Consider the following 24,826-nt stretch of genomic DNA (forward strand, 5'->3'; position numbering starts at 1 on the left):
CCCGCGATAGATGTTCCGACTGACACCGATCTCAGATCAGCGGCTCGTCAGCCTTCTTGTTCTTCCAGCCATCGTTGCCCGGCAGGATCAGGTTCAGCGCAATTGCGACGATAGCGCACAGGGCGATCCCTTTCAGGCCAAAGTCGTCCGGACCGGTGCCGGTACCGATCAATACCCCGCCAATCCCGAACACCAGGGTCACCGAAACGATCACCAGGTTGCGGGCTTCGCCCAGATCGATCTTGTGACGGATCAGGGTGTTCATGCCCACCGCCGCGATCGAACCGAACAACAGGCAGAGAATCCCGCCCATCACCGGTACCGGAATGCTTTGCAGCAGTGCGCCGAACTTGCCGATGAACGCCAGGCTGATGGCGAAGATCGCCGCCCAGGTCATGATTTTCGGGTTGTAGTTCTTGGTCAGCATTACCGCGCCAGTCACTTCGGCGTAGGTGGTGTTGGGCGGACCGCCGAACAGGCCGGCAGCGGTGGTGGCGATGCCGTCACCGAACAGGGTGCGATGCAGGCCAGGCTTCTTCAGGTAGTCGCGACCGGTCACGCTGCCGACCGCGATCACCCCGCCGATGTGCTCGATGGCGGGTGCCAGGGCCACAGGGACGATGAACAGGATCGCCTGCCAGTTGAACTCCGGCGCGGTGAAGTGCGGCAGGGCCAGCCAGGGCGCCGCGGCGATCTTCGCGGTATCGACCACGCCGAAGTAGAACGACAAGGCAAAGCCCACCAGAACGCCGGAAATGATCGGCACCAGGCGGAAGATGCCTTTGCCGAACACCGCGACGATCAGGGTGGTCAGCAGCGCCGGCATCGAGATCATCATCGCCGTCTGGTAATGAATCAGCTCGGTGCCGTCGCCGGCCTTGCCCATCGCCATGTTGGCGGCGATCGGCGCCATGGCCAGGCCGATGGAAATGATCACCGGACCGATCACCACCGGCGGCAGCAGCCGGTCGATGAAACCGGTGCCCTTGATCTTCACCGCCAGGCCCAGGAAGGTATAAACGAAACCGGCCGCCATCACGCCGCCCATGGTCGCGGCCAGGCCGAACTGGCCCTTGGCGAGAATGATCGGGGTGATGAAGGCAAAGCTGGAGGCCAGGAATACCGGCACCTGGCGCCCGGTCACGAGCTGGAACAACAGAGTCCCGAGACCCGCCGTGAACAGCGCCACGTTGGGGTCGAGACCGGTAATCAGCGGCATCAACACCAACGCGCCAAAGGCCACGAAGAGCATCTGCGCGCCAGACAGCACCTGGCGCCAGAGCGGATCGTTGAACTCATCCTGCATGCTCAGGCGTCCTTCTGCTTGGTGCCGAAGATCTTGTCGCCGGCATCGCCCAGGCCCGGGATGATGTAGCCGTGCTCGTTGAGTTTCTGATCGATGGAAGCGGTGTAGATGGTCACGTCCGGGTGAGCTTTCTCGACGGCTGCTATGCCTTCGGGGGCGGCGACCAGCACCATGGCGCGAATGTCCTTGCAGCCAGCCTTTTTCAGCAGGTCGATGGTCGCGACCATGGAGCTGCCGGTGGCGAGCATCGGGTCGATGATCATGGCCAGGCGTTCGTCGATTTCCGGAACCAGTTTTTCCAGGTAGGTGTGCGCCTGCAGGGTTTCTTCGTTGCGGGCCACGCCCACGGCGCTGACCTTGGCGCCCGGGATCAGGCTGAGCACGCCTTCGAGCATGCCGATACCGGCGCGCAGGATAGGCACCACGGTAATCTTCTTGCCGGCGATCTTCTCGACCTGGACAGGGCCGCACCAGCCCGGAATCTCATAGGATTCGAGCGGCAGGTCTTTGGTGGCTTCGTACGTCAGCAGGGCACCGACTTCCTGAGCGAGCTCGCGGAAGTTCTTCGTGCTAATGTCGGCGCGGCGCATAAGGCCAAGTTTGTGTCGGATCAGCGGATGGCGGATCTCACGGATGGGCATAGGGAAAGGCTCCGGCGGCGGGCAAAAAAACCGGCCTAGATTAATCTATCCGAGGGTGTTGTCCTATAGACATCTAAGTACGTTAGTCCAGAAACGCTTGATCTGACCGGGCCGGATGCGTACCTTTGCTCGCTTTTCCGAAACTGCCACCCCCTGGAGAGCGCCATGTCCGCTGATCTCGAGCATATCCGTCAAATCATGCGCGAGGCTGACTGCCTGTACACCGAAGCTGAGGTCGAGGCGGCCATCGCCCGAGTCGGTGCACAAATCAATGAACAACTGGCGGAGCGCAATCCGGTGGTTTTCTGCGTGATGAACGGTGGCCTGATCTTCTCCGGCAAGCTGCTGACCCATCTCAAATTCCCGCTGGAAGCTTCCTACCTGCACGCTACCCGCTATCGCAACGAAACCAGCGGCGGCGAGCTGTTCTGGAAGTCCAAGCCGGAAGTGTCCTTCATCGACCGTGACGTGCTGATCATCGACGACATCCTCGACGAAGGTCATACCCTGGGCGCGATCATCGACTTCTGCAAGCATGCTGGCGCCCGTGCGGTGCACACTGCCGTGCTGATCGACAAGGACCACGACCGCAAGGCCCGTCCCGACCTGAAAGCCGACTACGTTGGCCTGCCATGCGTGGACCGCTACATCTTCGGTTACGGCATGGACTACAAGGGTTACTGGCGCAACGCTGCCGGCATCTTTGCCGTCAAGGGTATGTAAATCATGAGCGAGCCGAGCTTTCTGGATCAGTCGCTGTTTGCCGAGCTGGCCGAAAAGGCCTCGGCCAGCCCCCGTGGTCGTCATCACCACAACTTCCATCAGATGCAGGAGCCTTGTCACCGCATGGCGGTGGGGCTGCAGCCATCCACCTACATCCCGCCCCATCGTCACCTGAGTGACGACAAGGCCGAGACCCTGCTGGTGCTCAAGGGGCGCCTGGGCCTGCTGATTTTCGACGACGCCGGTCAGGTGCTGAGCAAGCGTGTGCTGCAGGCGGGTGGTGATTGCATGGGCGTCGACCTGCCGGTCGGCGTCTATCACGGCCTGGTGGTGCTTGAGCCCGATAGCCTGATGTTCGAGTGCAAGGCCGGGCCTTATCGCCCGGTCGGCGAAGGTGAATTGGCCGCTTGGGCGCCCCGCGAGGGTGAGCCGGGCGTGGCCGAATACCAGGCCTGGATGCGCGCCCAGTTCGACTGAGCCCAACCTCGCTCCTGTAGCCGCTGCCGCAGGCTGCGATCGAGNGAGGTCCTGCGGACCTATCGCAGCCTGCGGCAGCGGCTACAGGGACTACAGGGCGGAAAGGAAAACCCATGCTAGAGTGCATCACCCTTGCATGGAGTCCTTCATGAGCCTGTCGATTCGCAGTAGCGCGGCCCTTCTTCTGACCCTGAGTCTTCCTTTGGCCGCCGCCCCGGCGCCCATGCACGGGCAGTTCCTGCCGCCTGATGACCTGACCCTGCGTGATGCCGCCCCCGAGCAGCAACAGCTGCTGCAGGTCACCGAGTACTCGGTGGTCATCGGCAGCCAGCGCCAGTCCAACCAGCAACCGATCCCGGTCACCTCGCCGCTGTTGATCCGCCTCAAGGGCAAGCCGCTGAACAAGGGCGCGACCATCAGCCAGGTGCTGGTGAACTTCGACGGCGAGAGCAAAAGCCTGAAAAAGCCGCAGTTCGACGACAAGAGCAAGACCCTCACGCTGTTCTATCCATTGGCCCAGTATCGGGTGGTGATGGACCTGTTGCGCAACGATACGGTGTATTGCCAGTTCCTCAGCTACGCCAACGGCCACATCTGGGCCGATCTGCACACTGGTGCGGTACGCTCGCGTTGAGGCCCGACGCGGCCTGGGGGTAAACTGCCTGCCCCGTGAAATGTCTGCGAGCTGGAGTCGGCAATGCGTAAAGATAAGAAACAAGTGATTGGTGACGAGATCGGCGATGCGCAGATCAAACTGTTCCTCGATTTCGAGCCGGCCGACGCCACTTCGCCGTCCCTGCACAAGCTGATCAAGGCCTATCGTGGCCTGCGTATCGACGATTTCGAGCGTTTCCTGGCGTTCTTCGTCGAGGCCGGCTACGACCTGGACGGCAAGGACGAACACGGCAAGGACTTCGTGGCCCTGATCCAGGACCAGCGCAACGCCGCCGACTACATCGAGCTGATCGAAAAAGCCCGCGGCTGAAAACCCGCTCTTTTGTAGGAGCGAGCTTGCTCGCGATCCGGTCCGCGCGGTGTATCTGCCAGGTACTGGAAGCAAAAGCCCATAAAAAAACGCCCCGTTCTCCAAGAGAGCGGGGCGTTTTTCATGAGCGCGGCTTAAGCGTAGCTTTCGGCTTCACTGCTCTGCTCGACCAGCTCCAGGCTGACGTTGTTCTCGCTGTTGATCTTGCGGTACAGCGTGGCGTCGGTTTCCAGGGCCTTTTCACGGGCCGGGAAGATTTCCTTGAGCTTGCTGGCCCACTCGCCAGCCGCCTTGGCCGGGAAGCAGCGCTCGATCAGTTCCAGCATGATCGAGACGGTCACCGAGGCGCCCGGCGAAGCGCCGAGCAGGGCGGCGAGGGAGCCGTCCTTGGCCGCGACCAGCTCTGTGCCGAACTGCAGCACGCCGCCTTTCTTCGGGTCTTTCTTGATGATCTGCACCCGCTGGCCGGCCACTTCCAGGCGCCAGTCTTCGGCTTTGGCTTCAGGGTAGAAGCGACGCAGGGATTCCAGGCGCTGCTCCATGGACTGCATCACTTCGCTGACCAGGTACTTGGTCAGGTCCATGTTGTTTTTGGCCACGGCCAGCATCGGGCCAATGTTGCCGGCGCGAACCGACATCGGCAGGTCCATGAAGGAGCCGTGCTTGAGGAACTTGGTGGTGAAGCCGGCATAAGGTCCGAACAGCAGGGACTTCTTGCCATCGACCACGCGGGTGTCCAGGTGCGGCACGGACATCGGTGGCGAACCGACCGCAGCCTGGCTGTAGACCTTGGCCTGGTGGTGCTTGACCACTTCCGGGTTGTCGCAACGCAGCCACTGGCCGCTGATCGGGAAGCCGCCGAAGCCTTTGCTTTCCTCGATGCCCGAAGCCTGCAACAGCGGCAGGGCCGCGCCGCCAGCGCCGAGGAACACGAACTTGGCGTCGACTTCACGGCTGTTGCCGCTGTTGACGTCCTTGATGCTGACGGTCCAGCCGTTGTCCTTGTTGCGTTTCAGACCGGTCACGCGCTTGCAGTACTTGACCTGGGCATCGGGTGCGCTGGTCAGGTGCTTGAGCAGCTGGTTGGTCAGGGCGCCGAAGTTGACGTCGGTGCCGTTGATCACGCGGGTGGCGGCGATGGTTTCGTCAGCCGGGCGGCCCGGCATCATCAGCGGCATCCACTCGGCCATCTTGGCCTTGTCTTCGGTGTATTCCATGTCCGCGAAAGCGTGGTGCTTGCTCAGCACTTCATAGCGCTTTTTCAGGAAGGACACACCGCTGTCGCCCTGGACGAAGCTCAGGTGCGGCACCGGGCTGATAAAGGACTTGGACGAGCCGAAGGTGCCTTTCTTGGTCAGGTAGGACCAGAACTGCTTCGACACCTCGAACTGGGTGTTGATGTGCACGGCTTTCTTGATATCGACGGAACCGTCGGCGGCCTGTGGCGTGTAGTTCAGCTCACAGAGGCCGGCGTGGCCGGTACCGGCGTTGTTCCACGGGTTGGAACTCTCCGCGGCACCCGAATCCATCAGCTCGACGACTTCCAGCTTGATCGCGGGGTCGAGCTCTTTGAGCAGTACAGCGAGGGTGGCACTCATGATGCCGGCCCCAACCAATACGACGTCTACTGCTTCGTTATGCGCCATTAACGCGTCTCCAAAATCTGCAGCACCAAATTGACGGCATAGCTGCCAGGAGTTACAGGGCGGTTCACGTTATGCCCCAGGTCACTCATGGCCAGGATCGCCATGTCCGAATCTTCGCAATTTTTTGCAACTTCGACGGACGCTACCAACCGGGCCTGATCCGCGTATGAACGCATGTCAGGGCAGGGCAGGCAATTCGACTTATGGCCGAGAGTCCGTTTGTGCAACCAAATCCGTAGCGGACAGGCTTCAAGCGCAAGTATCTGAGGCGTGCTCGGTCCTGTGTAATCGGGCTGTTGTAGACGCTAATGGTGCCAGTACAGACGCAAAACTATTCATTTGCTCGCCACACTCTTGTGAAGTTGTGAAAACCCGTTTTTTCACGCTCTTTTGAAGACGTGAACCTCAAAAAAGGGCTGTCCAAGCCTGGCACCGGCCCGAGGGGTGAATGCCGACATGGAGCACGTGGCATTAACGGGCGAACAGCTCAGTGGCCGAGCAATGGCAGCTCTGCAGATGCGCGAAAAGCGGTGGTTTGCAAGATGAACAGCAAGCACGCCGGCTTCACTCGATCTGTGTGGGCGGCTCTCTGTGGGCAATGCGGGGGAGCTGATGCTGATGCATCAGCGATGCTGCGAGGCCCGATCAGGAGACGTCCTTATAATCGGGGGGAGATTGTAACGAAGAAACGCGCAGAAATGATCCTGTTTAATGACTTTTATTAGGCTTTTGGTCAGGTGGCCATCATTGGTTGCACCCGGGCACGGGCAATGCGTGGGCTGACACGGGCGCTGGCGGGCAGCGGCTGGTGCAGCCAGTTTAGGCGAATCTCCTGGATTTCCACCCAGCCTTCACCTATCGGGGCCATCAGGCAGTGCTTGAAAGCCTGGCAGCGTCCCTGGCTGTCCAACAGGGCGAAGCTGCGAAACTGTTGACGCGGGGCGAACAACGAGCGGAGGAAGTTCATGACCAGGTACCTGAATGTGTCATTGACGATAAAAATACCCTTGAGCCGTTACATCATGATGTATTGCGAGTGAACGGCAGGTTACAGGAGCCCACTTGTACGGGACCTGTCTGAGTCTTGACTAAGTCATGCCTGGCGCTGGTTTGCCGTCCTTGTGCACCGCTATACTGCGGGCCTGTCTGTGCCTGATTTCTGGAGAAATGAGTATGTTGCAACGCCTGTTGTTCGGTTTGATCACTGTGACCAGTTTGACGCTGGCTGGCTGCGCCCATAGTCCGCAACAACTCAGCCCGGAACCTAAGCTCACCACTCAGCTCGCGCCGGTCGGCCATGGCCAGCCCGTGGTGGTGAAAGTGGTCGATGGCCGTCCGTCGCCAACCCTGGGTACCCGCGGCGGGCTTTACCCTGAAACCAGCGCGATTACCGTCCAGGGCGCACAGATCCTGCCGAAGCTGCAGGCCCAGGCCGAAGCCGCGGTACGCCTGCTGGGCTTTACCCCGACCGCCAACGCGCTGAATGCTCCGCAGCTGACCGTGACCCTGGCCGAGCTGAAGTATCAGTCGCCCAAGGAAGGCCTGTACGTGACTGAGGCCACCATCGGCGCGACCTTCCGCTCCGATGTGCAGAACGCCAACCGCCGCTACAGCGGTCGTTACGGTGCGTCCCTGGACCAGCGTTTCGGCATGGCGCCGAACCAGGAAACCAATACCAAGCTGGTCAGCGACGTACTCAGCGATGCCTTGACCCGTCTGTTCAAGGACCCGAGCATCGGCCAGATCCTCGGCGAATAATCTGAGCCTGTAGCCGCTGCCGCAGGCTGCGATAAGGCCCGAAGGGCCTTGCTTGACGCCCTAAACGCCGTACATAAAAAAGCCCGGTTCCATTGGAAACCGGGCTTTTTTATTGGCTGTCGATTTGTTTCGAGCCTGGCCTCACGCCGCCTCGACGTAAAAATCCAGCACGCTGACCCCTGTCAGCAGATCGGTTTCCGGCAGGTCGGCATGCTGGTGCCCGCCGAGGGCGCAATACACCAGCCAGTGGCGGTCCTGGACGTTGAAGGCCAGGCCACCGACCAAGGCTTCCTGTTCGTCGCTGGGGGCGATCAGGTAGAGGCGATCCTGGTTTTCTGCGTGCAGCATGACAAGCTCCGTGTCGGTTTCGAGGGGCGCCAGACTGGCCTGTTTAGATGACGAACGTATGACAGGGCGAATTAACCGGCCGACGGCTTGTTATCTGTCGGAAAGCCCAGGCAGAAAGTGGGCCTTTGGGTAAAATCCGCGCCGCGAGCCGCCAGGGCTCGTTATCCGGTTTCATTCGAGGTTTGTGATGTCGCTGCAACTGATCTGGTCGCTGGTCAGCGCCCACCCCGCCAAGCTGATCAATATTCTTGCCTTGCTGTTCGCCTTTCCCGGCAGCTGGTTGTTGCACGCCACCCGACGTCGCGAGCAGCGCGCACTGGCCAATCTGGCCGCCCAGGGCCAATCCCGCTCCCAGGAAGTGCCGGCGCAGGTACTGGACGATGCGACCTTGCGCATGAACCGCTTCTTCTACCGCTTCGGTTTTGCCTGTCTGGGGCTGGCGTTGCTGGTGTCGTGGATCAGCACGCGGTTCTGATAGGCCTTGAGCTAGCTCCTACAAGGGACGTTGCTCGCAATCAAAGTACAGAAACGACAACGGCGCCCGAAGGCGCCGTTGTTGTGTGCGGTAAGCGTTATGGCAAGGCCAGTCCCGCCTTGACCCGATACTGATTGCGTACCGGTGTCGCATATTGCAGCACCAGGTACGGGCGATGTTCCTCCGGACAGGCGTCCAGGCGCCGTTGCCACTCTTCCTGGGCCTTGGCCAGTTCGTCCGCCGGGAACACCTGGGCCGCGCTCGGAACCTGCAACGCCGGGTCGGCATCGCTCCACTGGGCGTAGGCCAGGTAATGCACCGGGAACAGGCGGTAGCCGCCGAGGATCTGCCGGTCCATCTCCACCGCCAATTGCTTGGTATCCTCGAAGAGCTCGCTGATCGGCGCGGCGAAGTTCACGTGGACCCGGCCTTTATAGCCGGTGATGCCCTTGGCGATGCTGATGTCGTCCTCGCCCGGAGCCTTGGTATAGCTGCCGGTGGTGGCGCGGATATACAGCTCGCGGGCCTTGGCCTGGTCGCAAGGGTCGTATTCGTAGCTGATCGACACCGGGGTCAGGTTCAGCGACTGGATGACCTCGCCGAACGGCTCGTCCTTGCGGCTCATGTGGAACATCTTGAGGATCGCCGACTCGGTACGGTCGTCGCCGTCCTTGGCCCGGCCTTCGGCCTGGGCGATCCAGATCGATGCGCAATCGTTGCGGATCGAGTGGTTGATGTAGGCCGACAGCAGCTGATAAGCAGCCATCTTTTCCCGGCGCCCGGTGATCGAACGGTGCACGATGAAGCTCTTGTTCAGGCGCATCAGATCGCTGACGAAGGGCTTTTGCAGCAGGTTGTCGCCGATGGCGATACGTGGGGTCGGCAATCCGGCGTGGTACACCGCGTAATTGACGAAGGCCGGGTCCATCACGATGTCGCGGTGGTTGGCGATGAACAGGTAGGCGCTGCCGGATTTGAATTGCTCGACCCCGGTGTAGGTCACACCGTCGGTGGCTCGTTCGATGGTGTGGTCGACGTAGAACTCGACCTTGTCCTGCAGGGTCGCCACCGAAGTGACCGCGGCGAACTCTCGACGCAGCCGATGAGCTATAAGGGGTTTGAGCAGCCAGCCGAAAGCGCCGGCAAAGCGCGGGAAGCGGAAGTGGGTGAGGATATCTAGAAACGCCTTGTCGCCGAGCAGTCGAGCCAGCACCGCTGGTACTTCACTGTCGTCGTAAGGTCGGATGGCATCGAATTCGCCCATCATGCTCTCTTGTTGGAAACGGCTAGGTAAGAAAAGGTTTGGATCGAAAAATAGCCGGGCGCGGTCTGAAAAGTAAGCTCAGATCTCAATAGCCCTGCAAATAGACCGGCGATTATACGCACAAGTCACTCCGGAGGCCGCGATGCTGGAAACCGAGCGCTATCAATGTCCCTACTGCGGTGAAGAGGCCGAGGCCGTGCTGGACCTGTCCGGGGGCGATCAGCAGTACATCGAGGACTGTCCGGTCTGTTGCCGGCCCATTGTGTTCACGCTGCAGACCGACGGTGAGGAATGGATGCTCGAGGTGCACAGCGAAAACGAGTGAGGGGGTTATATGCAGCGAATCTACGAACCGGAAAACCTGCTGGAAGGGGAGTTGTTCCAGGGCATGCTGGCCAGTGAAGGGGTCGAGGCGCATCTGGTGGGGCGGGATTTGCTCGGCGGCACCGGGGAGTTGCCGGCGTTCGGCCTGCTCGGGCTGGCGGTGGATAACGACCAGGCGCAATACGCTCGGGAACTGATCGCCGCGTACAATGCCGCGCTGCCGCTGCCCGGTGACGAACCGGCCAATCATGCCGGCGTGCTGATCTGTTAGGCTGGCCGCCGATTTTCCGAGAGTTGTTTGCCCCATGTGTGGACGTTATGCCCTGTTTCGCTGGAACCAAGCGTTTGCCGCCTTGCCCGGATTTCCGGCGGATCAGCAGGCGCAGTGGAATATTTCGCCCAACGATTCGGTGCTGATCCTGCGCAGCGACGACGGCCAGCGCAACCTCGCCCGCGCCCGCTGGGGGCTGACGCCGCCCTGGCTGACCGATCTGTCGCGCACCCCCGCCCATGCCCGTGCCGAAACCCTGGCCGAACAGCCGATGTTTCGCGAAGCCTTTCGCCAGCGCCGCTGCCTGCTGCCGGCCAACGGTTTTTACGAATGGCGTGGCGGCACCCGCAAGCGCCCGTATTGGTTGACGCCGGGGGAGGGCTCGTCGCTGTTCTTCGCGGCGATCTGGGAGGCCTATCCGGTGCAGGAACAGGTCTGGCTGAGCACCGCGGTGGTCACCCAGCCGGCGGCCAGTCAGCGTCGGCCATTGATCCTCGATGCCCAGAGCCAGGAAGCCTGGCTCGACCCACAGACGCCCTTGCCGGTGCTGCAAGCCTTGCTGGCCAGCCCGCCGGCCGCCTTGCGCGAGCGGGTGCTGGCCAACCTGGTGAACGATCCGAAGCTCAATGCCCCGGAATGCCTGACCCCGGGTTGATGCCGGGCTTGTGGCTTTGGCCTGGAACCGTGTGGCCCGATTCAGCGAGCGCTTCGCGCTCGAGCGCAGCCTGCGGCAGCGGCTACAGAGTCCATGCCGGGCTNATAGGGCCGAAGGCCCTCGACGCCAGGAAGGTCGCTGCAACCGTTCCGGTCGGTCACCTACACCTTGAACTGATTGATCAGGCGCCGCTGCTGCTCGGCCAGCTTGGTCAGGCCGGCGCTGGCCGCGCTGGATTCGTCGGCGCCACCGGCCACTTCGTTGGCCACCTGGCCGATATTGATCACGTTGCGGTTGATGTCCTCGGCGACGGCGCTCTGCTCTTCGGCGGCGCTGGCGATCTGGGTGTTCATGTCGTTGATCACCGACACGGCCTGAGTGATGGTTTCCAGGGCCTCGGCCGCTTTCGCCGCGTGCTGCACGCTTTCGTCGGTGCGGTTCTGGCTGTCCTCCATGACCCGCACCACATCGCGGGTGCCTTGCTGCAGCTGCTGGATCATCGACTGGATTTCTTCGGTCGCCTGCTGGGTCTTCTGCGCCAGGTTGCGCACTTCGTCGGCCACCACGGCAAAACCGCGGCCCTGTTCGCCGGCGCGGGCGGCTTCGATGGCGGCGTTGAGGGCCAACAGGTTGGTCTGCTCGGCGATGCCGCGAATGGCGATCAGGATCGCGTTGATGTTCTCGCTGTCCTTGGCCAGGGTCTGCACGACGCCCACCGCCCGGCCGATTTCCACGGCCAGGGCGCCAATGGCGGTCGAGGTGTCGCGCACGATCCGCATGCCCTGGCTGGCGGCCTGGTCGGCATGGTTGGCGGCTTGCGCGGCCTGGGTCGCGTTGCGGGCCACGTCCTGGGCGGTGGCGGTCATCTCATGCACCGCGGTGGCTACCTGGTCGATCTCGGCCATCTGCTTGTGCACGCCCTGGTTGGTGCGAATGGCGATATCGGCGGTGTGTTCGGAGGAGTCGCTGACGCTCTGCACCGAGGTCACCACCTGGCTGATCATCGCCTGCAGCTTGGCCAGGAAGGTATTGAAGCCCTTGGCGATCGAACCCAGTTCGTCGGTGCGGTCGCTGCTCAGGCGGCGGGTCAGGTCGCCTTCGCCCTGGGCGATATCGTCGAGCATGGCCACCATTTGCTTGAGCGGACGGGCGATGCCGTGGCCCACCAGCCAGATCACCAGCAGGCCGAGGCCGGCGATAATCAGGCCGACCATGGCCATGCCGAAGGTGTCGGCCTGGCGCTGTTCGGCCAGGTCGTTCTGTAGTTTCTGCAGGTCGGCCATAACGGCATTCAGCGGCAGTTGCAGCATCAGGGTCCAGCGGGCGTCGGTCTGGCCGATGCCGAACGGCAGGTACAGCTCGATCCGCCCGTTGGCCTGATCGACGTTGTAGTTCACTTCGCCGCGCTTGAGGTTGCCCAGCTTGGCGACTTCTTCGCTGTCGAGAATGTCGCTGACCTTTTCGCCGAACTTGCTCGGGTCCTTGGTGTAGGCCACCAGCCGGCCATTGCCACCGATCAGGGCCATTTCGCCCACGCCCTTGTAGAGTTTCTGGTTGGCGCCCAGGAGCATTTCCTGGATGAAGTTCACCGACAGGTCGGCGCCGACTATGCCCTGGAAGGCACCGTCGAGCAGGATGGGTTCAATAAAGGAGGCGAGCATGACGATCTTGTCGCCGACCTTGTACGGCGCCGGGTCGATCACGCAGGATTTCTTGCTTTCCTTGGAGCACAGGTAGTACTCGCTGGCGCGTACGCCGGTGGACAGGACTTTCTGGTCGTCCACGTCCACCAGTTTGTCCAGGCCCAGGCTGCCGTCTTCGTTGCGGAACCACCACGGCAGGAAGCGCCCGTTGCTGGCATCGATACCCACCACCTTGGTGTCGACATAGGCGCTGTCGTTATGGTCGATGGCGTTCTTTTCCCAGCCTATATAGGCACCGAGAATCTTCGGGTTCTGCGCGACGTTTTCCTTGATCAGGCTGATCAACTGTTCGCGGCTGAGATTGAGCTGTGGATTGCCATCCGCGCCCTTGCTGCCGATCAGTGCGTTGACCCGCACCAGCCCGCCGGCGATCAGCAGGGGCGCCTCGAGTTCGCGCTGGATCTGGCTGACCTGGGTCTGTGCCAGCCCGACCAGCCGCTGCTCGATGACTTGCTCGAACTGGGCCTGGGTTTGCTGCTGCACCATCTCCTGGGTCCGGGCGCCGGCGAACAGGGCGTACAGCACCAGGGCAACGACCACGCTGAGGACGATGGCACCGGCCAGGGCGGCCACGGAAAACTGGATCGACTTGAATTTCATAAGGGCTCCGGACGCAGGAATGACGTCTGCCCCGCTGTATCGGCAAGGCCCTCGCCGACCATGAGCGAGGATCGGAAAAATGACTGTTTTGTAGGCTGGCATGTCGCAAATGGACAGCTGCCGGCCGTTGTCGGGCGCGGCGGGGAGGGTTCTGTGAATTTTTTCCTACGCTGGCCTGTAGCTGAAAACAGCGTGCTACACGTCCGTTGTATCTGGCGTCGATACACAACTGAGCCTAGGATACGCGCCATGTTTTCAGGGAGCGTTTTCATGAGTAAGAAGCAGGTTTTGGGTGCACTCACCGCCGCGTTGCTGCTGTCGGGTTGCCAGTCGGTCAACACCACCAGCGGCGGCGCCGTCGGGGTCGATCGCAAGCAGTACATGTTCAGCATGCTGTCGAGCGATGAGGTCAACCAGTCCTACGCGCAGTCCTATCAGCAGACGATCGGCGAAGCGAACAGCAAGAACGTGCTGGACAAGTCCAGCGCCAATGCCAAGCGCATCCAGGCAATCGCCAATCGGCTGATTGCCCAGGCCCCGGTCTTCCGCCCGGATTCCGCGCAATGGAACTGGGAGGTCAACCTGATCAAGAGCGACGAACTCAACGCCAACTGCGGTCCTGGCGGCAAGATCATTTTCTACACCGGGCTGATCAACAAGCTGCAACTGACCGACGATGAAATCGCCGCGGTCATGGGCCATGAAATCGCCCACGCCTTGCGCGAGCACGGTCGCGAAGCGATGTCCAAGGCTTACGGCGTCAGTGCGCTGAAGCAGATCGCCCTGATCGCCGGCGCACCGCAGGAAGCAGTCGCCGTGGGCGACAACGGGGTCAACTTGCTGATGACCCTGCCCAACAGCCGCGGCAATGAAAACGAAGCCGACCTGATCGGCCTGGAGCTGGCGGCCCGCGCCGGCTACAACCCGAACGCGGCCATCACCCTGTGGAACAAGATGAGCAAGGCCTCGGAAGGCGCGCCACCTGAGTTCCTCAGTACTCACCCGGCGTCCGGCAGTCGTATTTCCTCCTTGGAAGCGGCGATTCCGAAGGTGATGCCGTTGTACCAGCAGGCCAAGAAGCCCTGATCTTCCGGCGGCGTCGTTGTAGGAGCGAAGCTTGCTCGCGATGGGAGCGCCACGGTGCAAAGCCGTGGCGCATGCCTTTACACCCAGCCGCTGCTTTGCATGGCCTTGTACACCGCGACGATGGCCAGGATGAAGAACGCCGAAGCCGCGAGGCGACGGATCAGGGTCAGGGGCAGTTTCTCCGCCGCGAAGTTGCCGGCCAGTACCACCGGGACGTTGGCGATCAGCATGCCGGCGGTGGTGCCGATGATCACCAGCCACAGTTCCGGGTATTGCGCCGCGAGCATGACGGTGGCGATCTGGGTCTTGTCGCCGATTTCAGCGAGGAAGAACGCGATCAGCGTGGTCAGGAAGGGGCCGAACTTGCGGGCGGTGCTGGCTTCGTCGTCATCCATCTTGTCTGGCACCAGGGTCCAGAGCGCGGTCGCGGCAAAGCTCGCGGCGAGGATCCAGTGCAAGGTCGCATCCGAGAAGAAGCTGCCGAACCAGGCGCCTACCGCGCCGGCTGCCGCATGGTTGGCCAGGGTCGCGGCGACGATGCCGGCGATGATCGGCCAGGGTTTGCGAAAGCGCGCGGCGAGAATGAGGGCAAGCAGTTGCGTCTTGTCGCCGATTTCGGCCAAGGCAACGATCGCTGTGGGAACAAGTAGAGAATCCAGCATCAGGGCATTCCTAAGGGGCGGGTCGACACGGCTATGACACGTACAGCCTTCCCGCCCCGGGTAAGGTGTGCGTGTCATAGGTCTTGTCAAACCCTGCGGTCCGTCTGTGCGGACTCTTGGGTCGCATGCGCCATGATCTGAGGATCAAGTATGTTGACGCATGCCGGGCGAGCGTGGCGCTCGCGGGAGACTACTCCCCTAGGACGGAGCGGATTCTGCCTAGGCAAAATCCATTCGGCAAGCGTTCTTTTGCAAAAAGATTTTCAGCCGCGCTTGGCACTGTAGATGCGAAAACCCTGGCCTTCGGCCTTGATCGAGCAGGGGCCGAGATGCTCTTCGATCAGCGGTTGATAGCGCAGGAAGCTGTTGGCTACCAGCCGGAGTTCGCCACCCGTTTTCAGATGTTTGGCTGCTTTTCGTAGCAGGTTCTCTGTGGCCTGGTAGTCCGTGTGGACCCCGACATGGAAGGGTGGATTGGTCAGGATGGTGTTCAAACCCATGGGCGCGGCATCGATGCCGTCACCGGTCAGGACCTCGGCTTCCAGGCCGTTGGCGGCCAGGGTCAGGCGACTGCTGGCAGCGGCGAAGGCATCGACATCAAGCATAGTCACGCTGTTATGCGGGTAGCGCCGTTTGATCGCCGCGCCCAGAACCCCGGCGCCGCAACCGAAATCCAGCAGGTGGCCGCTGGGCAGTTTGTCCAGGTGTTCCAGCAACAGGGCGCTGCCGCGATCCAGGCGACCATGGCTGAACACTCCCGGCAGGCTGACCACTTTCAGCGGCCCTTCAGTCAGCGGCAGTTCATATTCCTGGGCCAGGCTTTCCAGGCTGACGGCTTGTGGCGCGTTGTCTACCGTTACTTGCCACAGCTGGCAGTGCCGCGCGCTGTCGAGCTTGCGCGGTTTGCCGAAAGGGTTGAGCTGCTTGGCCGCGCGTTCGATGCCGCTGCGTTTTTCCCCGACCAGATACAGCTCGCGCCCGGCCAGGCGCGAGGCGAGGGCGTTGAGCAGGTAGTCGGTCAGCTCCTTGGACTTGGGCAGGAACAGCACGGCGTTGGCAAAGCCTTGCTCGGGTGCGGTCACACCGAAGTGGCTGCGCCCGGCGAAGCGGGCATCCAGGGCGGCCTGATCGCCGGCATGCCAGCACCAGCCATGAGCGGCCGGCAGGCGGCCGAGCAGGTCATCGGCGGGCAGGCCGGCCAGCAGCAGCGAGCCTTGAAACAAGTCAGCCTGACGAAGCAGTACTTCACTGCGCGGATCCATAAACTGCTCCTGGGAAAAAAGTGGCGCAGTTTATCAACTGACGACCCGCAGCGCTGTACCGCTGAAAAACGCCTGGGCGTTTTCCGCCAGCTGGCCGACGATACGCTGCCGGGCTTCGCGGCTGCCCCAGGCGTTGTGTGGGGTCACGATCAGCCGCGGAATGTCAGGGGCCAGCAGCGGGTTGCCTGCGGTCGGCGGCTCGACGCTCAGCACGTCGGTGGCCGCGCCGCCCAGGTGACCGCGGCGCAGGGCGTCGGCCAGGGCCTGCTCGTCGATCAGGCCGCCACGGGCAGTGTTGACCACAAAGGCCTGGGGCTTGAGCAGGGCCAGCTCCCGGGCGCCGATAAAGTGCCGGGTATGTTGGTTGAGTGGGCAGTGCAAGGTCAGTGCATCGACCTGCGGCAGCAATTCATCCAGCGGCAGGCGGTCAGGGCGGGCCGGGCGGCCGGGAATCTGCCCCAGCAGCACGCGCATGCCGAAGGCTTCGGCCAGGCGGGCGACGGCGCCACCCAGCTCCCCATGGCCCAGCAGGCCCAGGGTCTTGCCTTGCAGTTCGACGATGGGGAAGTCCAGCAGGCAGAACTGCCGGGCCTGCTGCCAGCGACCGTCACTGACCGCCTGGCGGTAATCGCCGAGGCGGGTGGCGAGGTTGAGCAGCAGCATGAGGGTGTGCTGGGCCACCGATGGCGTGCCGTAGCCCTGGCAGTTGGCGACTGTGATGCCTTGGGAGCGGGCGGCGGCCAGATCGACATTGTTGGTGCCGGTGGCGGCCACCAGGATCAGTTTCAGCTCGGGGCAGGCGGCCAGGGTTTCGGCGTTGAGCAGCACTTTGTTACTGATCGCCACCTGGGCGCCCCGCAGGCGCTCGACCACCTGTTCGGGGTTGGTCCGGTCATGCAGTTGCAGTTCGCCGAAGCTGTGGCGCAGCACGCCGAGGTCGAGATCGCCGAGGTCCAGGGAGCTGTGGTCGAGGAAGACGGCGCGGCGATTGTTAGTCATCAACTGTACCTTTTGCACGAGGGTCTGAAGGCGTAATCTGCCGAGCCTAACAGATGAAATAATTAGATACACAGGAGTGTCCATGTACCTCGCCGAGTTCTTGACCGTCGCCCTTATTCACCTGCTTGCCGTGGCCAGCCCGGGCCCTGATTTCGCCGTCGTGGTGCGCGAAAGCGTGACCCACGGCCGCCGCGCCGGCACCTGGACGGCATTGGGTGTTGGCACCGCGATCTTCCTGCACGTGGGCTATTCGCTGCTGGGCATCGGCCTGATCGTGTCGCAGTCGATCGTGCTGTTCAACGCGTTGAAATGGGCTGCCGCCGCTTACCTGCTGTACATCGGCTACAAGGCGCTGCGGGCGCAGCCGGCCAAGCCCGCTACCGAGAACCTGCATTTGGAAACCGGCGAGCGCACTGCGCGCGGCGCCTTCACTTCCGGTTTCGTGACCAACGGCCTGAACCCGAAAGCGACCTTGTTCTTCCTGTCGCTGTTCACCGTGGTCATCAATCCGCACACGCCCTTGGCCATCCAGGCCGGTTACGGCGTGTATCTGGCGGCGGCAACGGCTATCTGGTTCTGCTTGGTGGCGCTGCTGTTCAGCCAGCAGAAAGTCCGTGCCGGTTTTGCCCGCATGGGCCACTGGTTCGACCGCACCATGGGCGCGGTGCTGATCGCCATCGGAGTGAAGCTGGCCTTTACCGAGATGCATTGAGTCGGTCTTTCTCGTCCAGGTTGGTCGGATATTTCTGATCGTTAATTGGGATTAATCGTACAATCGTCCGCTTTTATGCCACTCCGGCAGGTCGAGCCCCTTGACCGTCCGGAGAACGCGCGAGACCGGACGCTTGATGACGATACAAAAAGTACCGCAGCAGTTGCTCTATCTGGTTTATGGCGGCAAAGAGGTTTATCGCCATGAAGCGAAATTCAGCATTCTGACGGCCCTCGATCAGAACAAGGGTGCCGAGCCGCTGGTGATCCGGGTCATGACCGACCGTCCCGAGGATTACCACGGCTGGCCGGTGCAAGTGGTGCCCTTGAGTGGGCAAACGCTGATCGAGTGGCAGGGTGACCAGGGCTACTACCATCGGCGCAAGGCCTGTGCCTTTGCCGCGGGGCTCGCGCTGGCGGACAAGACTCTGTTTGTTGATACCGACACCTTGTTCGAGGCCGATCCGCAGCGGCTGTTTGACCGCATCGCGCCAGGCCAGTACCTGATCGATGAAGTCGAGTTCCTTTGGTCCGAAGTCCGCGCCCGCCCACAGTTCGTCAAGCTCGATCGCTATCTGCAGACCAGCGGTCAGTCGGTACCCGACGACCAGCGCCTGTTCAACAGCGGGGTCTGTGGCCTGACGGCTGGCGACGGTCCGTTGATGCAGGCCTCGATTGCCTTGATCGATGAGTGGAGCGCGCACATCAAGGACCTGCACACCCTGGAACAGATTGCCCTGTCATTTGCCTTGCGCGGTCAATCCGTGGGCGAAAGCAAGAACTGCATCTATCACTACTTCTCCGACAAGGACTTCTTCCACGCCATGCAGGCGCTGTTCTTCCAGCGTCACGGCGAAGCCTTCCGGCCGGAGTTGCTGCGCATGCAGCGCGAGGTGCCACGACGCAAACCCTTGCCGTCGCTGTTCCAGCGCTCGCGGATCAAGTTCTACTTGAGGCGGCAGAACAAGGACATGCAAAAGGTCGGGCGCGACCTGCTGTATGGCAGCTGCGGCCCGTTCTCGCCCTATGTCGAGGCTTGCCGCCACGTCTGGTGGGATCAGGGGCTGCGCCAGATCCAGCGCCGGGGCATGGGCCAGCAGGCGCCGATTCGCGCGCTGGCGCATGGCGAATGGCCGACCGGGTTGCCCAGGCCGAGTAACCGCGATGTGGAAAAACGCCTGCGCCACTACCTGCAACAGCAGTTGCAGCCGCACGGGCCCGTACACGTGGCTAAGTAATGGGACCTGGTGCCTTGAACTGATTCAGGGCGCCGAGATATTCCCGCAAAAGGCTTGCCGAGCAAACGGCTTGACGCTCCTGTGAGGGCATTCCTACCAAGGCAGGCGGGCTTGATCCCCGGTCGCACGAATGCTGGCTTGGAGCTAGCATTCGTACGGCCCTGCAAATCATTCCTTTGGCTGATTTGGCAGAGCCAGCGGCGCTCTAGAGTGAGCGTTCTTCAGCCACGACCGTGCAGTCACGAAAAGGGATGCTTATGTTGCAGACTCGCGTTATTCCGCCAGCCGAAGGCGCTTACCAATACCCGCTATTGATCAAGCGGCTGCTGATGTCCGGCACCCGTTACGAGAAGACCCGTGAAATCGTTTACCGGGACAAACTGCGTTACAGCTACCCAACCCTGATTGAGCGCGTGGCCAGGCTGGCGAACGTGTTGACGGCTGCCGGGGTCAAGGCCGGGGATACCGTGGCGGTGATGGACTGGGACAGCCATCGCTACCTGGAGTGCATGTTCGCCATCCCGATGATCGGCGCGGTGATCCACACCATCAACGTGCGCCTGTCGCCGGACCAGATCCTCTACACCATGAACCACGCCGAGGACCGCTTCGTGCTGGTCAACAGCGAGTTCGTCGGGCTCTACCAGGCGATCGCCGGGCAACTGACCACGGTGGAGAAAACCCTGCTGCTGACCGACGGCCCGGACCAGAGCGCCGACCTGCCGAACCTGGTGGGCGAATACGAGCAGCTTCTGGCCGCTGCCAGCACCCAGTACGCCTTCGAGGACTTCGACGAAAACTCGGTGGCCACCACCTTCTACACCACCGGCACCACCGGCAATCCCAAGGGCGTGTACTTCACCCACCGCCAACTGGTGCTGCACACCATGGGCGTGGCGGTGATCATGGGCAGCATCGACAGCGTGCGCCTGCTGGGCACCAGCGATGTGTACATGCCGATTACCCCGATGTTCCACGTGCATGCCTGGGGCCTGCCTTATGTGGCGACCATGCTCGGCCTCAAGCAGGTCTATCCCGGCCGTTACGACCCGGAACTCCTGGTGGAGCTGTGGCGCAAGGAACAGGTCACTTTCTCCCATTGTGTGCCGACCATCCTGCAGATGCTGCTCAATGCCAAGGCGGCCCAGGGCACGGATTTCGGCGGCTGGAAGATCGTCATCGGCGGCAGCGCGCTCAACCGTGCACTGTACGAAGCCTCCAAGGCCAAGGGCATTCAACTGACGGCGGCCTATGGCATGTCGGAAACCGGGCCGCTGGTGTCCTGCGCCCACCTCAACGAAGAGCTGCTGGCGGGGACCGAGGACGAGCGCACCTCCTACCGGATCAAGGCCGGCGTGCCCGGGCCTCTGGTGGAGGCGGCGATTGTCGATGGCGACGGCAACTTCCTGCCGGCCGATGGCGAGACCCAGGGTGAGCTGGTGCTGCGCGCGCCCTGGCTGACCGAAGGCTACTTCAACGAGCCGCAGAAGGGCGCGGAACTGTGGGAAGGCGGCTGGCTGCACACCGGCGACGTAGCGACCCTCGACGGCATGGGCGTGATCGATATTCGCGACCGGATCAAGGATGTGATCAAGACCGGAGGCGAGTGGGTATCGTCCCTGGCCCTGGAAGACCTGATCAGCCGGCATCCGGCGGTACGCGAAGTAGCAGTGGTGGGTATTCCCGATCCGCAGTGGGGCGAGCGCCCGTTTGCCTTGCTGGTGGTCCGCGAGGGGCATGCAATCGAGGCCAAGGAGCTCAAGGAGCATCTCAAGCCGTTTGTCGAACAGGGACACTTGAGCAAGTGGGCGATTCCCAGCCAGATCGCCCTTGTTACTGAAATTCCCAAGACCAGTGTCGGCAAGCTCGACAAGAAGCGCATCCGCCTCGACATCACCGAATGGCAGGCCAACAACAGCACCTTTCTTTCGACGCTGTAAACACCTCCTACCGTGCCCGAAAGGGCACGGTAGAGCCCACCAAGCAAGCGCTTGCCTTGTCAAATCCGAATTTTCAGCCATCCTTGCCGTGCCGGCATTTGCCGGACTGGCGAAAGGACCGTTCCAGAGTGGTTGGAGGCTGCAAATCACACTTTAGAGGGATCAAGCCGTACCACCTGCTGGCTATAGTCCGCCCAAGGATTTTTAAGAACGGGGCAACCGCACAACATGGGGCGATGCAACTTTGAACGACTTCGGGGCTGACTGGGTTCCGCCCGTTCAGAGCGTTTTTAAAAGTGCTCACTGCCATAACAATAAAGCACATGGAGTAGCGTCGATGACATCAGTAAACCAGTTCTGGCGCCGGGCGAAACTGCCTCTGGCCGTCAGTCTCGCCTCTACGCTCGCCGGACCTGCCTTCGGCGTCAGTTTCAACATCGGTGAAATCGAAGGTCAGTTCGACTCTTCTCTGTCGCTGGGTGCGAGCTGGTCTACCCAGAGCCCCAACAAGAATCTGATTGGTGTCAACAATGGCGGTCATGGCCTGTCCCAGACCTCCGACGATGGCCACGCTAACTTCAAGAGCGGCGAAACCTTCTCCAAGATCTTCAAGGGTATCCATGACCTTGAACTGAAATACGGCGACACCGGCGTCTTCGTCCGGGGCAAATACTGGTATGACTTCGAACTCAAGGACGAAAGCCGCGAGTTCAAGGACATCAGCGACAGCAACCGCAAGGAAGGCGCCAAGTCCTCCGGCGGGCAGATTCTCGACGCCTTCGTCTACCACAACTACTCGATCGCCGAGCAGCCGGGTTCCGTGCGTCTGGGCAAGCAAGTCGTGAGCTGGGGTGAAAGTACCTTCATCGGCGGCGGCATCAACTCGATCAACCCGATCGACGTCTCGGCTTTCCGCCGTCCTGGCGCGGAGATCAAGGAAGGCCTGATCCCGGTCAACATGTTCTACGTTTCCCAGAGCCTGACCGAGAACCTTTCGGCCGAAGCCTTCTATCAGCTGGAATGGGACCAGACTGTCGTCGACAACTGCGGCACCTTCTTCTCCCAGCCGGACATCATCGCCGACGGTTGCACCGACAACCTGCGCGTGCTGAACAAACGCTCGACCATTCCATCGATTGCCCTGGGGCCATTGGCCGCCGCGGGCGTCGACGTCAACCAGGAAGGCGTGCTGGTACGTCGTGGCCCGGACCGCGATGCGCGGGACAGCGGGCAGTGGGGCGTGTCCTTCAAGTACATGTACGAGCCGCTCGACACCGAGTTCGGCGCGTACTTCATGAACTACCACAGCCGTGCGCCGATCTTCAGCGCCACCGGCGCCCCGCAGGCGGTCTTCGACCGTGTCGCGGCATTGCCGGCGGCGTTCCGCGCCCTGGGCCCACTGGTGGTGGCGGGCAACTCCCAGTACTTCGTCGAGTACCCTGAAGACATCCGCCTCTACGGCCTGAGCTTCTCCACCACCTTGCCTACCGGTACCGCGTGGAGTGGTGAGATCAGCTATCGTCCGAACGCTCCGGTGCAACTGAACTCCACCGATATCCTGTTCTCCGGCGTTCGCCCACTGGGCGGTACCCTGGCCAATGCATCGCTGCTCCAGGGCTCGCCAGGGCAGGACCTGCACGGCTATCGTCGTAAAGAGATCACCCAGCTGCAGACCACCTTCACCCACTTCTTCGATCAGGTCATGGGCGCCAGCCGTCTGACCCTGGTGGGTGAAGTCGGCCTGACTTATGTCGGTGGCCTGGAAAGCACCTCCAAGGTTCGTTACGGCCGCGATCCGGTCTATGGCCCGGGCGAACTGCCGGCCACCGGCAGCCTGGACACCTGCTCGCAGATCCTCAACACCAGCACCATCAACGGCGCAGGGGCGGGCACGGCGACCAACAATCGCAGCCGCAACTGTAACGACGACGGCTTCACCACCTCGACTTCCTGGGGTTATCGCGGTCGTGCCATTTGGGAATACAACGACGTGTTCGCTGGGGTGAACCTCAAGCCGAACGTGGCCTGGTCCCATGACGTCAGCGGTTACTCGCCTGGCCCTGGCGGCAACTTCGAGGAAGGCCGCAAGGCCATCAGCCTGGGCGTGGATGCCGAGTACCAGAACACCTACACCGCGAGCCTGGCGTACACCAACTTCTTCGACGGCAAGTACACCACCGTGGATGACCGTGACTTCGTGGCCCTCAGTTTCGGCGTGAACTTCTAAGCACTGCATTTTCAGGAAGAACAAGAATATGAAAGTAACCAAGAGTCTGTTGCAGGTCGGTGTCCTCGGGCTGTCGCTGCTGGCGACCGGGGTCATGGCCGCGGTCTCGGCCGATGAAGCGGCCAAGCTGGGCACCTCCCTGACGCCGATGGGCGCGGAAATGGCCGGTAACTCCGCCGGCACCATTCCAGCCTGGAAAGCCTTGCCGACCAACGCCGGCAGTGTGGACGGCAAGGGCTTCCTGTCCAACCCGTACGCCAGCGAGCAGCCGCAGTTCACCATCACCGCGCAGAACGTCGAGCAGTACAAGGACAAGCTGGCGCCGGGGCAGTACGCGATGTTCAAGCGCTACCCGGAAACCTACAAGATGCCGGTCTACCCGTCCCACCGCGGTGCCACGGTGCCCGCTGACGTGTTCGCCGCGATCAAGGAAAACGCCACCAAGACCAACCTGGTCAGCGGCGGCAACGGCCTGGAAAACTTCAAGACCGCCATTCCGTTCCCGATTCCGAAAAGCGGCGTGGAAGTCATCTGGAACCACATCACCCGCTATCGCGGCGGCAGCGTGACCCGTCTGGTGACCCAGGCGACGCCGCAGGCCAACGGCTCGTTCAGCCTGGTGTACTTCCAGGACCAGTTCGTGTTCCGCGACAAGATGAAGGACTACGATCCGGCGAACCCGGGCAACATCCTGTTCTACTTCAAGCAGAAAGTGACCGCGCCGGCACGTCTGGCCGGTGGCGTGCTGCTGGTGCACGAAACCCTCGACCAGGTGAAGGAACCGCGTTCGGCGTGGGTCTACAACGCCGGTCAGCGTCGTGTGCGTCGCGCCCCGCAAGTGTCCTATGACGGTCCGGGTACCGCGGCCGACGGCCTGCGTACTTCCGACAACCTCGACATGTACAACGGCGCGCCGGACCGCTACGACTGGAAGCTGGAAGGCAAGAAGGAGATGTACATCGCCTCCAACAGCTACAAGCTCGACTCGCCGCAGCTGAAGTACGCCGAAATCATCAAGGCTGGCCACATCAACCAGGACCTGGCTCGCTACGAGTTGCGCCGTGTCTGGCACGTGGTTGCGACCCTGAAGGAAGGTCAGCGTCATATCTACGCCAAGCGTGACTTCTACATCGATGAAGACACCTGGCAGGCCGCGGTGATCGACCACTACGACGGTCGTGGCCAGCTGTGGCGCGTGGCCGAGGCGCATGCCGAGAACTACTACGACAAGCAAGTGCCGTGGTACGCCCTGGAAACCCTCTACGACCTGCAGTCCGGCCGTTACCTGGCACTGGGCATGAAGAACGAAGAGAAATCGGCCTATGACTTCGGCTTCACTGCCACCACCAGCGACTTCACTCCGGCGGCCCTGCGCCAGGATGGCGTTCGTTAACCCGCGGTAAATCGAGGCGCATCCTCGATCGACGCCCCGACTGGTTCGGGGCGTTTTTTATTGTCTGGGTTTTTCTACAAAACACCGGATGGCCCCTGTAGGAGCGAGCTCGCTCGCGAAAAATACTCCAGA

Annotated in this window: 25 protein-coding genes, 1 pseudogene and 1 riboswitch; of the genes and pseudogenes, 15 read left to right on the forward strand and 11 right to left on the reverse strand. The window is 61.9% G+C overall.

All coding sequences use genetic code 11. The features are described 5' to 3' along the window. Positions 1-31: 31 nt before the first annotated feature. Together ACTJKT_RS10735 and upp are read right to left on the reverse strand one after the other, a co-directional pair. Entirely contained in the window at positions 32-1,306 is a 1,275-nt protein-coding gene (locus ACTJKT_RS10735; protein ID WP_097305022.1) for a uracil-xanthine permease family protein, read from the reverse strand. Positions 1,307-1,308: 2 nt separating this feature from the next. Continuing rightward, complete coding sequence (gene upp, locus ACTJKT_RS10740) at positions 1,309-1,947, reverse strand: uracil phosphoribosyltransferase (protein WP_440787078.1); 639 nt, start codon at positions 1,945-1,947, stop codon at positions 1,309-1,311. A gap of 165 nt (positions 1,948-2,112) precedes the next feature. Here upp and ACTJKT_RS10745 point away from each other — a divergent pair, with 165 nt between their 5' ends. The 4 genes from ACTJKT_RS10745 to ACTJKT_RS10760 all read left to right on the forward strand — a co-directional run bounded on the left by ACTJKT_RS10745 (position 2,113) and on the right by ACTJKT_RS10760 (position 4,132). After that, positions 2,113-2,670, forward strand: coding sequence for a hypoxanthine-guanine phosphoribosyltransferase (locus ACTJKT_RS10745; RefSeq protein ID WP_007928381.1), 558 nt, complete (start codon positions 2,113-2,115; stop codon positions 2,668-2,670). Positions 2,671-2,673: 3 nt separating this feature from the next. Beyond that, positions 2,674-3,147 carry a WbuC family cupin fold metalloprotein gene (locus ACTJKT_RS10750; protein WP_440787079.1) on the forward strand — a complete coding sequence of 158 codons (474 nt, stop codon included), beginning with the start codon at positions 2,674-2,676 and terminating at the stop codon, positions 3,145-3,147. 148 nt (positions 3,148-3,295) lie between these two features. Next, the gene (locus ACTJKT_RS10755; RefSeq protein WP_440787080.1) at positions 3,296-3,781 is read left to right on the forward strand and encodes a hypothetical protein; all 486 of its coding nucleotides are present in this window, start codon (positions 3,296-3,298) and stop codon (positions 3,779-3,781) included. A 63-nt stretch (positions 3,782-3,844) separates the two neighbouring features. Beyond that, positions 3,845-4,132 carry a PA4642 family protein gene (locus ACTJKT_RS10760; RefSeq protein WP_081359831.1) on the forward strand — a complete coding sequence of 96 codons (288 nt, stop codon included), beginning with the start codon at positions 3,845-3,847 and terminating at the stop codon, positions 4,130-4,132. Between the two features lie 134 nt (positions 4,133-4,266). On the opposite strand, the gene mqo is transcribed toward ACTJKT_RS10760, so the two are convergent. Both mqo and ACTJKT_RS10770 read right to left on the reverse strand, forming a co-directional pair. Beyond that, positions 4,267-5,778 carry a malate dehydrogenase (quinone) gene (mqo, locus tag ACTJKT_RS10765; protein WP_440787081.1) on the reverse strand — a complete coding sequence of 504 codons (1,512 nt, stop codon included), beginning with the start codon at positions 5,776-5,778 and terminating at the stop codon, positions 4,267-4,269. A gap of 733 nt (positions 5,779-6,511) precedes the next feature. Next, a complete protein-coding gene (locus ACTJKT_RS10770; RefSeq protein WP_440787082.1) occupies positions 6,512-6,745 on the reverse strand; it encodes a hypothetical protein in 234 nt (77 codons plus the stop codon). Between the two features lie 206 nt (positions 6,746-6,951). Here ACTJKT_RS10770 and ACTJKT_RS10775 point away from each other — a divergent pair, with 206 nt between their 5' ends. Next, positions 6,952-7,536 carry a YajG family lipoprotein gene (locus ACTJKT_RS10775; protein ID WP_009045547.1) on the forward strand — a complete coding sequence of 195 codons (585 nt, stop codon included), beginning with the start codon at positions 6,952-6,954 and terminating at the stop codon, positions 7,534-7,536. A gap of 141 nt (positions 7,537-7,677) precedes the next feature. Here ACTJKT_RS10775 and ACTJKT_RS10780 read toward each other — a convergent pair whose 3' ends face one another. Continuing rightward, positions 7,678-7,884, reverse strand: coding sequence for a hypothetical protein (locus ACTJKT_RS10780; RefSeq protein WP_009050770.1), 207 nt, complete (start codon positions 7,882-7,884; stop codon positions 7,678-7,680). A 187-nt stretch (positions 7,885-8,071) separates the two neighbouring features. Between ACTJKT_RS10780 and ACTJKT_RS10785 the strand changes: the two genes are divergently transcribed. Next, positions 8,072-8,359, forward strand: a complete 288-nt coding sequence (locus tag ACTJKT_RS10785; protein WP_440787083.1) for a hypothetical protein — start codon at positions 8,072-8,074, stop codon at positions 8,357-8,359. A gap of 97 nt (positions 8,360-8,456) precedes the next feature. Here ACTJKT_RS10785 and ACTJKT_RS10790 read toward each other — a convergent pair whose 3' ends face one another. Then, a complete protein-coding gene (locus ACTJKT_RS10790; RefSeq protein WP_036997981.1) occupies positions 8,457-9,626 on the reverse strand; it encodes a 1-acyl-sn-glycerol-3-phosphate acyltransferase in 1,170 nt (389 codons plus the stop codon). Between the two features lie 139 nt (positions 9,627-9,765). Between ACTJKT_RS10790 and ACTJKT_RS10795 the strand changes: the two genes are divergently transcribed. Genes ACTJKT_RS10795 through ACTJKT_RS10805 form a run of 3 tightly spaced genes read left to right on the forward strand, consistent with a single transcriptional unit; the run spans position 9,766 to position 10,873 of the window. After that, complete coding sequence (locus ACTJKT_RS10795; RefSeq protein WP_009050767.1) at positions 9,766-9,948, forward strand: CPXCG motif-containing cysteine-rich protein; 183 nt, start codon at positions 9,766-9,768, stop codon at positions 9,946-9,948. A 9-nt stretch (positions 9,949-9,957) separates the two neighbouring features. Beyond that, positions 9,958-10,218, forward strand: coding sequence for a putative signal transducing protein (locus ACTJKT_RS10800; RefSeq protein ID WP_440787084.1), 261 nt, complete (start codon positions 9,958-9,960; stop codon positions 10,216-10,218). A gap of 34 nt (positions 10,219-10,252) precedes the next feature. Continuing rightward, positions 10,253-10,873 (forward strand): SOS response-associated peptidase, encoded by a 621-nt coding sequence (locus ACTJKT_RS10805; protein WP_440787085.1) that lies wholly within the window; start codon positions 10,253-10,255, stop codon positions 10,871-10,873. Positions 10,874-11,034: 161 nt separating this feature from the next. Here the strand turns inward: ACTJKT_RS10805 and ACTJKT_RS10810 are convergent, their stop codons facing one another. After that, positions 11,035-11,877 carry a methyl-accepting chemotaxis protein gene (locus ACTJKT_RS10810; RefSeq protein ID WP_371356879.1) on the reverse strand — a complete coding sequence of 281 codons (843 nt, stop codon included), beginning with the start codon at positions 11,875-11,877 and terminating at the stop codon, positions 11,035-11,037. A 12-nt stretch (positions 11,878-11,889) separates the two neighbouring features. Further along, a pseudogene (locus ACTJKT_RS10815) lies at positions 11,890-13,278 on the reverse strand (HAMP domain-containing protein); the annotation flags it as partial. Positions 13,279-13,446: 168 nt separating this feature from the next. Here ACTJKT_RS10815 and ACTJKT_RS10820 point away from each other — a divergent pair. Beyond that, complete coding sequence (locus ACTJKT_RS10820) at positions 13,447-14,262, forward strand: M48 family metallopeptidase (protein ID WP_440787086.1); 816 nt, start codon at positions 13,447-13,449, stop codon at positions 14,260-14,262. A 77-nt stretch (positions 14,263-14,339) separates the two neighbouring features. Here the strand turns inward: ACTJKT_RS10820 and ACTJKT_RS10825 are convergent, their stop codons facing one another. The 3 genes from ACTJKT_RS10825 to ACTJKT_RS10835 all read right to left on the reverse strand — a co-directional run bounded on the left by ACTJKT_RS10825 (position 14,340) and on the right by ACTJKT_RS10835 (position 17,185). Then, positions 14,340-14,924, reverse strand: coding sequence for a TMEM165/GDT1 family protein (locus ACTJKT_RS10825; RefSeq protein ID WP_440787087.1), 585 nt, complete (start codon positions 14,922-14,924; stop codon positions 14,340-14,342). An 88-nt stretch (positions 14,925-15,012) separates the two neighbouring features. Next, positions 15,013-15,136, reverse strand: a riboswitch (yybP-ykoY riboswitch). Positions 15,137-15,187: 51 nt separating this feature from the next. Beyond that, positions 15,188-16,186, reverse strand: coding sequence for a methyltransferase (locus tag ACTJKT_RS10830; protein WP_440787088.1), 999 nt, complete (start codon positions 16,184-16,186; stop codon positions 15,188-15,190). A 33-nt stretch (positions 16,187-16,219) separates the two neighbouring features. Beyond that, the gene (locus tag ACTJKT_RS10835) at positions 16,220-17,185 is read right to left on the reverse strand and encodes a 2-hydroxyacid dehydrogenase (protein WP_440787089.1); all 966 of its coding nucleotides are present in this window, start codon (positions 17,183-17,185) and stop codon (positions 16,220-16,222) included. 82 nt (positions 17,186-17,267) lie between these two features. Between ACTJKT_RS10835 and ACTJKT_RS10840 the strand changes: the two genes are divergently transcribed. From ACTJKT_RS10840 to ACTJKT_RS10860, 5 genes are all read left to right on the forward strand, one after another. Continuing rightward, complete coding sequence (locus tag ACTJKT_RS10840) at positions 17,268-17,897, forward strand: LysE family translocator (RefSeq protein WP_440787090.1); 630 nt, start codon at positions 17,268-17,270, stop codon at positions 17,895-17,897. 136 nt (positions 17,898-18,033) lie between these two features. Beyond that, positions 18,034-19,134 (forward strand): hypothetical protein, encoded by a 1,101-nt coding sequence (locus tag ACTJKT_RS10845; RefSeq protein ID WP_440787091.1) that lies wholly within the window; start codon positions 18,034-18,036, stop codon positions 19,132-19,134. A 257-nt stretch (positions 19,135-19,391) separates the two neighbouring features. Beyond that, on the forward strand, positions 19,392-21,074 hold the full coding sequence (locus ACTJKT_RS10850; protein ID WP_440787092.1) for a fatty acid--CoA ligase: 1,683 nt from the start codon (positions 19,392-19,394) through the stop codon (positions 21,072-21,074). A 337-nt stretch (positions 21,075-21,411) separates the two neighbouring features. After that, complete coding sequence (locus ACTJKT_RS10855) at positions 21,412-23,301, forward strand: DUF1302 domain-containing protein (protein WP_440787093.1); 1,890 nt, start codon at positions 21,412-21,414, stop codon at positions 23,299-23,301. 28 nt (positions 23,302-23,329) lie between these two features. Next, the gene (locus tag ACTJKT_RS10860) at positions 23,330-24,694 is read left to right on the forward strand and encodes a DUF1329 domain-containing protein (RefSeq protein WP_007928419.1); all 1,365 of its coding nucleotides are present in this window, start codon (positions 23,330-23,332) and stop codon (positions 24,692-24,694) included. The last annotated feature ends 132 nt before the right edge of the window (positions 24,695-24,826 follow it).

This window comes from Pseudomonas sp. 22526 (genome assembly GCF_052044735.1).
GTDB lineage: Bacteria > Pseudomonadota > Gammaproteobacteria > Pseudomonadales > Pseudomonadaceae > Aquipseudomonas > Aquipseudomonas piscium.